11 protein-coding genes and 2 pseudogenes are annotated in these 11,696 nt (G+C 61.3%); 6 read left to right on the plus strand and 7 right to left on the minus strand.

Annotated elements, in window-relative coordinates; all coding sequences use genetic code 11:
* A pseudogene (locus ACS5Q1_RS42780) lies at window positions 1–123 on the plus strand (IS481 family transposase); the annotation flags it as partial.
* A 348-nt stretch (window positions 124–471) separates the two neighbouring features.
* Here the strand turns inward: ACS5Q1_RS42780 and ACS5Q1_RS42785 are convergent.
* Window positions 472–1,854, minus strand: coding sequence for a cytochrome P450 (locus tag ACS5Q1_RS42785; RefSeq protein WP_473103925.1), 1,383 nt, complete (start codon window positions 1,852–1,854; stop codon window positions 472–474).
* A 467-nt stretch (window positions 1,855–2,321) separates the two neighbouring features.
* Here ACS5Q1_RS42785 and ACS5Q1_RS42790 point away from each other — a divergent pair, with 467 nt between their 5' ends.
* Window positions 2,322–3,437 carry a site-2 protease family protein gene (locus tag ACS5Q1_RS42790; RefSeq protein ID WP_473103926.1) on the plus strand — a complete coding sequence of 372 codons (1,116 nt, stop codon included), beginning with the start codon at window positions 2,322–2,324 and terminating at the stop codon, window positions 3,435–3,437.
* 170 nt (window positions 3,438–3,607) lie between these two features.
* Here ACS5Q1_RS42790 and ACS5Q1_RS42795 read toward each other — a convergent pair whose 3' ends face one another.
* The 3 genes from ACS5Q1_RS42795 to ACS5Q1_RS42805 form a co-directional block, all read right to left on the minus strand.
* Entirely contained in the window at window positions 3,608–4,420 is an 813-nt protein-coding gene (locus ACS5Q1_RS42795) for a class I SAM-dependent methyltransferase (RefSeq protein WP_473103927.1), read from the minus strand.
* Window positions 4,421–4,791: 371 nt separating this feature from the next.
* Complete coding sequence (locus tag ACS5Q1_RS42800) at window positions 4,792–5,610, minus strand: transglutaminase-like domain-containing protein (protein WP_473103928.1); 819 nt, start codon at window positions 5,608–5,610, stop codon at window positions 4,792–4,794.
* The gene (locus ACS5Q1_RS42805; protein WP_473103929.1) at window positions 5,607–6,560 is read right to left on the minus strand and encodes a transglutaminase family protein; all 954 of its coding nucleotides are present in this window, start codon (window positions 6,558–6,560) and stop codon (window positions 5,607–5,609) included. The genes ACS5Q1_RS42800 and ACS5Q1_RS42805 overlap by 4 nt, the downstream gene beginning before the upstream one ends.
* Window positions 6,561–6,852: 292 nt before the next feature.
* Here ACS5Q1_RS42805 and ACS5Q1_RS42810 point away from each other — a divergent pair, with 292 nt between their 5' ends.
* From ACS5Q1_RS42810 to ACS5Q1_RS42825, 4 genes are all read left to right on the plus strand, one after another.
* Entirely contained in the window at window positions 6,853–7,389 is a 537-nt protein-coding gene (locus ACS5Q1_RS42810) for an AAA family ATPase (protein ID WP_473103930.1), read from the plus strand.
* Window positions 7,390–7,422: 33 nt separating this feature from the next.
* Complete coding sequence (locus ACS5Q1_RS42815; protein WP_473103931.1) at window positions 7,423–7,728, plus strand: helix-turn-helix domain-containing protein; 306 nt, start codon at window positions 7,423–7,425, stop codon at window positions 7,726–7,728.
* A gap of 99 nt (window positions 7,729–7,827) precedes the next feature.
* Window positions 7,828–8,100: a hypothetical protein gene (locus ACS5Q1_RS42820; protein WP_473103932.1), complete on the plus strand. Its 273-nt coding sequence runs from the start codon at window positions 7,828–7,830 to the stop codon at window positions 8,098–8,100.
* A gap of 195 nt (window positions 8,101–8,295) precedes the next feature.
* Window positions 8,296–8,607 (plus strand): hypothetical protein, encoded by a 312-nt coding sequence (locus tag ACS5Q1_RS42825; protein WP_473103933.1) that lies wholly within the window; start codon window positions 8,296–8,298, stop codon window positions 8,605–8,607.
* 21 nt (window positions 8,608–8,628) lie between these two features.
* Here ACS5Q1_RS42825 and ACS5Q1_RS42830 read toward each other — a convergent pair whose 3' ends face one another.
* The 3 genes and pseudogenes from ACS5Q1_RS42830 to ACS5Q1_RS42840 form a co-directional block, all read right to left on the minus strand.
* Entirely contained in the window at window positions 8,629–10,248 is a 1,620-nt protein-coding gene (locus tag ACS5Q1_RS42830) for a phytoene desaturase family protein (protein ID WP_473103934.1), read from the minus strand.
* Between the two features lie 480 nt (window positions 10,249–10,728).
* Window positions 10,729–10,974 (minus strand): helix-turn-helix domain-containing protein, encoded by a 246-nt coding sequence (locus ACS5Q1_RS42835; RefSeq protein ID WP_473103935.1) that lies wholly within the window; start codon window positions 10,972–10,974, stop codon window positions 10,729–10,731.
* Window positions 10,968–11,282, minus strand: a pseudogene (locus ACS5Q1_RS42840) (DUF1612 domain-containing protein); the annotation flags it as partial. The gene ACS5Q1_RS42835 and the pseudogene ACS5Q1_RS42840, both read right to left, overlap by 7 nt.
* Window positions 11,283–11,696: the final 414 nt, after the last annotated feature.

Raw genomic sequence — 11,696 nt, forward strand, 5'->3', positions numbered from 1 at the left:
GGCCGAAGGCTGAAGACCCTCAGGGGCCTCACACCCTACGAGTTCATCTGCAAATGCTGGACACAGGAGCCCAAACGCTTCACCTTTGACCCGGTCCATCAAATGCCGGGACTGAACACCTAGGGCATCCAGTCACTTGGCATGAAGCGCCCCAGGCCGGACGCAGTCCTCTCACAGCCACGGCTCGACGAGCAAGCCCAAAGCGTTCCTGCCGATAAGCTCCAGATTGGACCTTGTTCAAGTTTCGAGAAGTCGCATTGGTCAATGCCCATAGGAACCCGGACATTTTGGAGAGAAGCATCGCCTGCCCGAGTCCAGCTGGCCTCACCCACAAGAGCAATGGCGGCGATCCTGCGTCGCCAGGAGTGAGGCTTGGCCGTTAGTCAGCCAGCTGGAGGAGCCCGATGCGCCTGCCCGTCCTGTTGATGTGCCTGGCTCTCGCCGCCCTAGTGGTTCGAAGGCCCTTGTGGCTTATGCTCTACGGGACGACCCTAGGCGATCGCGAGGCGAGCTTGACCCAAACCCCTCCGCCAGGACGGAGCGTGATGGAGGGTTCGGCTGAACCGGCCGAGCCGTCTGCCATGTCAGCCGAAACTGTTGGGCCACTGTTGCGAGGATCAGCACCGCCTCCATCATGGCAAACCGAATGCCGATGCAAATGCGGGGCCCACCGCCGAATGGCATGTAAGCAAAGCGCGGCAGTTCCTTTGCCAGATTGCTCGCCCAGCGTTCGGGTTGGAATGCTTGTGGGTTGTCAAACCAGCGCGGATCCCGATGCATCACCCACGGGCTGACATAGACTGTGGTGCCCGCCGGCACGCGATACCCCGCAATCTCACAGTCCGCCAGCGCCTCGCGGCCAATGGCATAGGCGGGTGGGTACAGGCGCAAGGCCTCGTTCACAACCTGTTCAGTGAAGCGAAGGCGAGGCAAATCATCGACGGTCGGTGATCGCCCTCCCAGGACTGTATGCACTTCCTCTGCAAGTTGCTCGTCCACCGCAGGGTGCAATCCGAGAAGATACCAGCTCCAGGAGAGGGTCAGGGCCGTGGTCTCATGCCCGGCGAGGAGCATGGTGATGACCTCGTCCCGGATCTGGCGCTTACCCATCGGCTGGTCTGCCTCATCGCGGGCCAGCATCAACTGGGACAGCAGGTCGCCACGATCCTCAGCCTTGTCCCCTCGCTCAGCGACAATCCTGGCTACCAACCGATCCAGGCGCTGTACGCCGCGCCGATAGCGGAGATTGCCTGGAAGTGGAAGAGCATCGGGAAGCCAGAACGGGCGCCGGAACCGGGTTGCGATCTGCTCCATCACCTCATCGATCGCCCGGCTGACGTCAGCCACATCCTGGCTCGTCTCCGCATCGAACAGGGTCTTGGCGGCGATCTGCAGGGTAAGCGCCATAGCCTCCTGGTGCACATCGAGAACCTGTCCTGACTGCCAGTGCTGGAGCATGGACTCGGTGGCTTGCACCATGGTGCCACTGTGGCGGTTCACCCGAGACCCAGCAAAAGCCGGTGCTGCCAGACGCCTCTGCTGGTGCCAGAACTTCCCCTCGCTGGTGAGCAGCCCGTGACCGAAGATGGCCTCGACATGGCGCCAGAAGAAGCGGTGCTTGATGAAGTTCTGGTGGTTCTTGACCAGGACGTATTCAACCAGGTCAGGATGATTAAGGAGCATGGCCGGCCAAGCGGCTAACCGAAAGCTGACGATGTCACCGTATTGGCGCGCACATTGCGTGAAGAACCCCAGAACATCACGCCCGAGGTCGGGCAAATTCCCGAGGAACGGCAGCCCCTTCGGACCAGGAGCTCGGCGCGGTGGTGAACCGTGAGAGACGTGCGTGACCATGGCTCCTCCGCAACGTCTAAGCCCGAGAGGATGAATGATTTGCTACCCCTGTCAACCTGACCGACACTCATGACTCCAAGGCATCAGCGATGAGATGGGAGTGCCCCTTGGATGTGATCCAAACGGGCAACTCTGGCTCACCCACGCCCTTAAGCTCGGCTGTTAAGAGCCCGCATTTCGCTCTTAACGTGCCTCCTCCGGAGAGCATGAGGTTTTGTGGGGCAGCCTGTGAGGGCCCTCCGAGAGGCAGGCGATCAAGCCAGATCAGCGGCAGTGCAATGAGAGCCAAGCCTGCGGGAGATAATGCTGCCCCACACTTCCTTATACTCTCCTCGTTTTAGGAGCTTGGCGCTCTCAATAAGTGGCGCACAGGCACTTGGCACGAACTCTGGCGATCTCAGGAGGCCTCAGAACTCTTCCTTGCGGTCGGACGTTCCTGAACCAGAGGTGCGGCCTGAGGAGAGAGTATGGCTTGGTCGATCCCCATTGGGGCCGTGAAGGGCACGATCATTCGCGTCCACTTCACCTTTCTTCTCTTCCTCGTCTGGATTGCGGTGACGCACTACGCTCAGGGTGGACGCGATGCGGCCGTCCAGGGCGTCATCTTCATCGTTCTTCTGTTCCTCTGTGTGCTGCTGCACGAGTTCGGCCATGTCCTGGCTGCCAGACGCTACGGCGTGCAGACACCGGACATCACCCTTCTGCCCATTGGTGGCGTGGCTCGGCTCGAGCGTATCCCCGAGGAGCCGTCTCAGGAGTTAGTCATCGCCCTGGCTGGACCGGCCGTGAACCTCATGATCGCGGCCGTCCTATACCTAGCGCTCGGTGGGTTTCTGCCGCGGGAGAGCATGGAGCTCCAGAATCCAGGAGTGAGCCTGCTGGCCCGCTTGGTCTCGGTGAACATCTTCCTGGCAATCTTCAACCTCATCCCCGCGTTTCCGATGGATGGCGGGCGCGTGCTCCGAGCGATCTTGGCTTATCGCATGGGCTACAGCCGCGGCACACAGATTGCCGCTACAGTCGGACAGGTCCTGGCGTTTGGGCTTGCCCTGCTCGGCCTCATGGGCAACCCGCTTCTGATCTTCATCGCGATCTTTGTCTATCTGGGGGCGGCCTCGGAAGCTCATGCAGTCCAGATGCGCCAGGTCTCCCGTGGGCTGCTGGTCTCAGATGCGATGATCACCCGGTTTGAGATCCTGACCCCCAGCAGCCGTGTCGAGGACGCAGTGCAGTATCTAATCCAGACCACTCAACACGAATTCCCTATTGTTGATGGTGCGGGACATCTGCGAGGCGTGCTCACGCGCGACGACATGATCCGCGCGTTGCGCGAACGAGGTCCGGACGCGCCGGCGGTGGAGGTCATGCGCTCCGACGTTCCTGTCATTCATCATCGTCTGCCGCTCGATGATGCCTTGCGCCTCATGCAGGATGGTCGCTTACCTGCCATCGGAGTGGTCAACAGCGAGGCTCGCCTTGTGGGCCTGGTCACACCGGAAAATGTTGCCGAGATGATGATGATCCTTGCGGCAAACCCCAAACGCTTCGTGCGAATGCCCTGGCAACGGATCTCCTCCAGTTAACTCGGCGTAGATGCCTGATCATCTTGGAATGATAAATCCTGTCTTGCCTGCTGATGGGGTCAGAGCATGGTGTGCCGGGAGACCAGCAAGCAATAGGTGGTGCAAGTCCATCGCAATGAAGGAGTAGCGATCCACATTGGCCCCGAGACATGCGCGGACGCTCCGTCGCGTCAGACCTTGACCCCTTCCGCCCAGGCGATGCCATGCCAAAGCGCAGCGTCCGGTCGTCTGTGCCATGTGGCAAGCGCATCCAAGACAGCCTGGACGGTCTCGCGCGGAGTGCCGGTTTCGGCAATCGCGTCGGTGGCCCCCTCGAGAATCTTGGCTAAGTTGCTGACATAACCCTCGAAGTCCGGCTGCCCGGAGCACCCCCCAAAGAATATCCAGGTGTTGCGACGGGGCTGCACGCCAGCCTGGTGCAGAAGCTGCACCAGGCGCCGGCCAACAATGGGATCGTTGCCATGGCGGTCGTACGTTCGCTGGTAGGCCTGCCAGACCGGGGCCAGCCCCGGCGGCTCCGGCCAGAGCCGCATCACGTCGTAGTCGTCATCCGCCAGGATGATCCGCCCGCCTGGGCGCACGGCCCGAGCCATGGTTCGCACGATGAACAAGGGATTGTGAACGTGTTCGAGCAGAAAGCGGGCATGTGCCAGGTCGAAGCGTCCCCACTCACTATTGGTCAGGGGGGCGATTTCTGCGCTCCCCTGCCGCATATCGATGAGATGGGTTTCGCCATCCGCATCCGCCTGTCTCATCGCTTCGAGGATCTGCTCATTGCTGCGTTCTATCCCCACGACCGGGACACCTGTTGTTCTCGCCATCGCGCGTGAGAACTGTCCAAGCCCAGCGCCGAAATCAACGATGCGCTCTCCGGGTTCGAGTGCGGCTTGTGCGAGAAACCGCTCGTTGAGGAGGCGGTTCATCGCGGTTAGCCGCTGCTGTTCTTCGGGGCTGGTTCCGTGGATGTAGTGAGACGAGGACATGCAGCCCCCCGGATGATCTAGCGACGCCTCAAGCCGGCCGCTTGCGGGAACAGCTTGAATCCCCCGCCTGCATGAAGTCACCATGATGACGGGACAGGATACCACCAATGCCTTCCGGCGGCGACTTGTTGGACGGGCGATCTCTAGGTCAGGGTGGCACAGTTCCAAGGACCGCATCAGCCAGGGCTATGATGTTCCCTGCCCTTTATGGTGTTGCATGAGCTCAAAGCGTTGACAGAAGCACTCCTTCTGCGGAGCGCCATGTCGGAGGGACAATATTGCATGCCGATACACAGCCATGAGCTGTCGATGAGCGTCCGAGCGAGGACAATGCCAGAAGGACGTTATGGATCAACGGCACGTAACCTGTCTCAATTGTGTTCGCTTGCCACTTCGTCTGTGACGACAGAGAAGGCCGTCAATACGGACGGACCGAAGCTCGTAGAGATTGCCACATCGGTCGCGTCCCGTCCCGTGGCCATCAGCACCCGCCCGATCCGTGGCGTGTTGTGCCGAGCATCGAAGGTGTACCAGCGGCCATCCAGGTAGGCTTCGAACCAAGCGCTGAAATCCATCGGATAATCCATCGGCGGAATGCCGATATCGCCCAGGTATCCCGTGCAATAACGCGCCGGGATGTTCATGCAGCGGCACAGGGTGATGGCCAGATGGGTAAAGTCGCGGCAGACGCCGACCTGATCGTTGTACCCTTGCCAAGCCGTCCGGGTTGCACAAGCATCCTGATAATTGAACATGATCCGATCATGCACATAGTCGCAGATCGCCTGAACGCGCGCCCACCCTCCCTGGATACCGCCGAAGAGACGCCAGGCGGTGTCTGAGAGCTGATCGGTTTCGCAGTACCGGCTCCCGAGCAGATAGACGATCACGTCGTCAGGCAACTCCTCGACAGGCTGCTGCACGGCGCTTGGAACGACAGGATCGTGCAATCCGGAATCGTGGATCAGGAAATCAGCTGAAAGCTCGAGCCGCCCGGCCGGCGCAAGCAGTCGAGTGCAGACGTTGCCGAAGGCATCACGATACTGCCTGTACTCGACTGGAGGATCGCGCATGAGATCATCAGGCGTGATAAGGTCCGGCACGCGCGACGGATGAACATTCAGCATCAGGAGCATCGGCGTCGGCTGCGGACACTCGAAGGCAATCCGATAGCCTGCCCGAATCTTCATCGGGTGCCTTCTGGGTTGGGCTGCCAAAGCTTACTGTCGGGCGAGGTTGTCCTGTCGGCGCGGCGCGCTGGGCTGCTCTCTGAGGCCGTCACGTTCACCTCGACAGCCATTCCTTCGAAATCACCTGGCTCGCCCATCCATGTTCCGGAGAGCGGTACTGCCTGCCGGGGATCCCGTGCCACCGCGATGCGAATGAGATCGCGATTGCCAATGATGCCGTTGGTCGGGTCGAATTCGACCCAACCGGCACCGGGCAGGTAGACTTGGCACCAGGCGTGGGTCGAGCCTCCACCGACATGGCCGGAACCGTCGAGGCTCGGGCTGTAAATGTAGCCGGACACGAAGCGTGCCGCGAGCCCCAGCGCGCGCACGGCCTCAATCATCAGGATCGCGAAGTCGCGGCAGCTCCCGCGATTGAGCATCAGGGTTGTCAAAGGGTCCTGTATCCCAGTTTCCGAGCGTCTGTTGTAGGTGAAGCTCTCCTTGATGGCGTAGGTGAGGGTCATCAGGAGTTCACCCGTTCGCGTCGGGCGTCCCTGATGCAGGAACTTCTGGACCCAGTGATGGATCTGGTGGTCGGGGTCGAGATACTGCCGCTCCATGGCCCGTGTCAGGTCAGGCATTTCCTCCGCGCTGTAGGCGAACGGATAGGTCTGGGCATAATCCTCCATCTGGAAGTCTGGCGCGTTCAAAGGCAGATGGTCGAGGCGGATGTTGCTCTCGAACCGCAGCTCGGACGCCTCTTTGGTGAACCGCGCAATGGCGACGCAGTTGCCGAAGACATCGTGGATCCATCGCATCGCGCTCGGAGGCGGATCAATCTCGATCCGCGCGTCCAGAAGCCTTTGATCATAGCTGTCGCGGGGCCGGAACATGATCCGGTGCTCACCGAACGAGACGGGCTGCCTATAGTGATACTTTGTTACGTGTCGGACCGCGAGAAGGGTCATCTTAGCCGCCAATCAGTGAGGGAACGCCGTCACCGGACCTCCTGCCTGCAAAGAGTTTAGGCTCTAATGATCTGGAGGAGGAAGCCCATAGTTTCGGCTCCCTTCCCGTCGGCAATGTCGCGATCGGGATCGCCGCTCGGACGAGGCCAACCCATGAGTTTCGCCCCTCCCGCGTCAGCATCGATTGCAGTTTTACAGAGGGAAGTGCGAATTCGCGGGCTGTCCAACCCTGCCTTGTTCCTCCGGCTCAGTCGATTAGACTTCTGATTGCGCAGGTGGGCAGGACCGGACGATGCGATCCTTGGAGCGCGTTCACATCTTCGGAGCGGCAGGCTGCGGCTCATCCACGCTCGGGCGAGCGCTTGCTCAACGGCTGGAGTGTCAGCACGTGGATGTGGACGATGTGTATTGGCTTCCGACTGTTCCACCTTACAAAACCAAGCGAGCGTCAGCCGAGCGCGTACGGATGCTGGAGGCTGCAACCCGTTGGGCTGGAAACTGGGTGCTTTCCGGTTCGATCGTCGGTTGGGGTGATGCCTTGATCCCGATCTTTGATCTCGTGATCTTTCTGTACATCCCTGCCGAGGTTAGGCTCGCCCGCCTTCGTGCACGGGAACGCGAGCGCTTTGGACGCGAGATCGAGCTTGGTGGTCCAATGTATGAGCGGCATCAGGCCTTTCTTCGATGGGCTGCTGGCTATGACACGGACACCAGCGGGCGAACACTCGAGACCGACGCCAACTGGCTGGCACAGCTCAGTTGTCCCATCATGCTCATGACAGGCGAATGCTCGACTTATGATCAGGTCAACCACATCTTGTCATCATGATGTTGCTGTCCTGAGATCAGCAGAGGCACGGTCATGATGCACGAGAGACTGGTCATATCCGCTCAGTTGCGCGCCGGACGGGCGCTCCTCGGATTGTCCCAAGCCGAGCTTGCAGGATGCACGTGCCTGTCCATTCCGACCATCCAACGGGCGGAAGGGGATGGCGATCTTGGCGCCTCCGAGGCTGCCGTGGCGGCCATCCGGGTCGCGCTCGAGGATCAAGGTGTGCTCTTCCTCGAGGCCGATGGCGGGGAAGGACCCGGCGTTCGGCTGAGGTATTCGGGTCCTCCCGACGAGGGCCTCAGACCGGATCAGCTGACGAGCGACAACGACGTCTGATACCACAGCTCAAACAGCCGCGGCCCACAAGTGCATCAGCCTCTGTCAGAAGATGTTGGGGCATGCCAATTTAGCCTTCACGGTGCTTCGGAGCTCTCGATGGCCTACCATGTCCGGTGGCAACTCGTCGGCCGATCCGGGCTGCCGCTCGACAACGGCTGCGTCGGCGAGGGCATTTGCGCGTACCGTGATGCGGTGGCTGCAGTGGTTGAGTTCCTGCGGCCGTACCCAGAGGTGAGCCGCTGCCCGACAGAAAGCTACTGGCTGGCGCGCCGGTCGTGCGAGGCTGATCTTGCGGTCTGGATCTGGATCGAGCGGCATGAGGACGAAGGAGCGGCCAGGCCAAGTAATGCGTGGATGCCCCCCAAGTGAGGAAGCGGACCAGGTTTCGACATTTGTGACGGACTGACGTGGCAAGTTCACATCACCCAGCGCTGTCGCTCCTCGCTGGATCCACAGGTCTGACGCTTGTTGAGTTCGGTTTTCCTTTACCCCGGACCTAGCTTCAGTCCGCTTCCCTGTTGAGTACTGGCACCGGCTGAACAGCCGCAAGAGGGCTCGCGACGCATGAAGCTGTACCGCCGCAATATCACTGCGGACGGAGAGCCATCCGCGATCTTTGCTATTGCCGAGGACGTGGATAGTCTGCCCCATACCCTGGAGTACCAGGACCATGGCGAGGCGGACGAGGAGAGCCTTCTGCCTTACTTCGATGGAGAGAAGAAGCCGCAGGTGGTCAGGAGCCTTGAGGAGGCTCCAGAGGATTACCTGGACTTTGTCTGCCCGGGTGACAATCCGGGGGATACACCGTGGCTGAGTTCTTTGATACGCATGAAAAGTCGCCGATTGCTGCGGGACGCCTGGCGAGGAAGACGGTAGAGACGCACCGGAAACTCCGCATTAGGTCCTCCTAAATCGGCGTCGGCCGGTGTCTGCGAGGATTGCCTGTGCCGCATTGTGGCCTGGGGCACCGGTGACGCCACCGCCTGGATGGGTGCCGGAGCCGCACATGTACAGTCCCGCCAACGGCGCCCGGTAGTCCGCATGACCCAGCATCGGCCGGGCGCTAAAGAGCTGATCGAGCGTCAGAGCGCCGTGGAAGATGTCGCCACCGATGAGCCCAAACGTCCGCTCGAGATCGAGCGGACTCATGATCTGGCGCCCCAGCACGCTCTGTTGGAAGCCGGGAGCATAGCGATCCACTGTCGCAATCATCAGGTCGGCCACTTCCTCGCGGTGATCGTCCCAGGAGCGGCCATCAGAGAGGGCCGGCTGTACATGCTGGCAGAACAGGCTCGCCACATGAGCTCCTTTTGGCGCTAGGCTGTCGTCGAGGGTGGACGGAATCAGCATTTCGACAATCGGCTCGCGGCTCCAGCCCTCGCGTTTGGCATCGTCATAAGCCCGATCCATGTAGGCGAGCGACGGGGCAATGATGATGCCGGCCGTGTGATGGTCGGCGGGTTCGCGGCCCGGCAGCGCGGTAAAGCTCGGCAGTTCCGACAGACCGACGTTCATGCGGAAGGTGCCCGAGCCTGACTTCCAGCGCCGGATGCGGGCGAGAAACTCCTGCGGCAGTGCCTCCTCCGGCACCAGCTGGTCGAAGAGGAGCTTCGGATGAACGTTGCTCGCCACAGCCCGCGCTCGAATGGACCGACCGTGCTTGAGCACGATGCCCGCCGCCCTGCCCTTCTCAACGATCACCTCCCGGACAGGGGCGTCGACCTCGATCTCCACTCCCCGCTCGCGGGCGGCTTTCGCCATAGCCTGCGTGATGGCTCCCATGCCACCGATAGCATGGCCCCAAGCGCCCTTCTTGCCGCTCACCTCGCCGAAGACGTGGTGCAGCAGGACATAGGCCGTGTTGGGGGTGTAGGGACTGGCGAAGGTGCCAACGATGGAGTCGAAGCCGAAGGCGGCCTTGACGCAGTCGGTCTCGAACCAGCCGTCGAGGTAATCACCAGCCGACTTGGTGAAGAGGTCGAGCAGGGCCCGCCGCTGGGTCATAGACAGCCGGCGCAGGCGGTTGCCCATGCTCAGGCCTCTCCAGCCCTCGGTCAGCACAGCGCTCCAGCCCCCGTCGACGAGGTTGGGCGGCTGCTGCAGCGCCAGATCGCGCAACACATCCGCAATGGCCTCGATCTCAGCCGAGTAGGCCTCGTAGTGCTTGGCATCGCGCCGGCTGAAGCGGGCAATCTCAGAGTGTGTCACTCCCTCACCTGTCTTGAGATACTGCCCGTCCGACAACGGGAAGAAGTTGGCCAGGCGGCGCTCGACAATCTGCAAGCCATGGCGATGCAGGTCGAGGTCGCGGATGATCTTGGGGTTAAGCAGGCTGACGGTGTAGGACGCGACCGAGTTGCGAAAGCCGGGGTAAAACTCCTCCGTCACGGCCGCGCCTCCGACGACGGAGCGCTGTTCGACCACCTTCACCTTCAGACTGGCGGCGGCGAGATAGCAGGCACAGACGAGGCCGTTATGTCCTGCCCCGATGATCACCACATCATAGCTGTCCGCCACAAGCGTCCTCCTGCCGATCCGCCCCCCGGATCAAGATATCGGCATCGCGAGGATCCGCTACCCCGCAGACTTATGCAGCCTCTGCGGGCGCCTTGCGCAGGTCGGCCAGAAATGCGGCTCGCCTGCTCGCACGGGGCGGAATGAACAGCTTCGCGCCCATGCTCAGCAGAGCTGCTCATGCGAGCATTGTCGTGGCTCAGGTGCTCGCGCCGGTGCGTTCCTCGGCGATGTCCCGGCTTCTGTGCGACTTCAAATGACGCATCCGCTTGTTCACCACCATACCCAGACTTGCAAGAGCCTCCTGAATCTCAGGACGGTGAGACACATCTCGGGCCGAGAACTCATGCCGACACAAGCGGCAGCTCAGATCGGCTCCAAATTGAAGTTTCCGCAGCCGGACCTTGAATCGTTGGTGGCAGCGAGGACAGGCCAGATCAATCCGTGTGCTCCCGTGATCTTCGAACAAGCTGCCCTCTCCGATTAAGGCTCGACCAAGGGCTCTGAAGCATGGCAGTAAGGCGAGAGCGAGGCGCCGAGTTGGGCCAGCATGAGGTCGACGGCCTTGGGCGTGACCTGCAACAGCTTGGCCGCGAGCGGCGCCGTGACCAGCGGGCGCGAGGGAACAGGTCTACCAAGTGCGGCAGCTTGGAATTGCTCCGGATCTTTGCTGTGACCCAGCTCATAAGCTCGCGGGCGATCACCAGTGCCTCCTCGATCACCTGGCAAAAGCCATCGAGTTTCTCCTTCGCCCCTTCCCTGCCCTGAGGCCGGAACTTTGACTGCTTGAAACCAGCCGCCAGCGGCAGCGAATGGTTCGTCAAACCTCGCGCTCGCAGAATGAACGCGGCCATGACCCGTCCCAGCCACGGCAGGCGGGTATAGGGCTTCAGATCGAGCCAAGCATTCCAGGCCGCCGACGCAGCCGCCGTCGCCAGTGGTTGGTGCGCTTGACCACGTCGAGCCACAGGCTCGGCAGAGTGCCGCCTTCCACGGATCGGCATCGTTCGCATGCGGCGGATAGGCCTCGTCATCATCAGGATCGGGCTGCTTCACCTTGGACGGCCGCGGCATCTCTCCCGCCACACCCCCGATCCCCCTTAGGGCCGACAATCCATCGATCGACAGTGGCCACGGGGCCAAACAAGCGGGCAGGGCGAGCATAAGGATGAATGGAACACTCAGTCATGGCTCGGTTTAAGGCTTCCGCCATCTCAACATGGTGACATATCCAGCAACAGGGCGGTCTTCACGTGCAACATACCTGCCCCACACAACCTCATGCTCTCGCAGCCATAATGTGGTTGGGCAAAGAAAAGGCCCCGCTAGGGAGCCTGAGTTTCAGGGAGGACCAATGAACTTCCCAGCCCATCGTCAGTGTCATCCCAGCACTTAGATGGGTCAATTCACCAAGTCTTTCAGACTGTTAAGAGACAACTATCCTGTACCCC

This window comes from Microvirga sp. GN3, assembly GCF_055792825.1.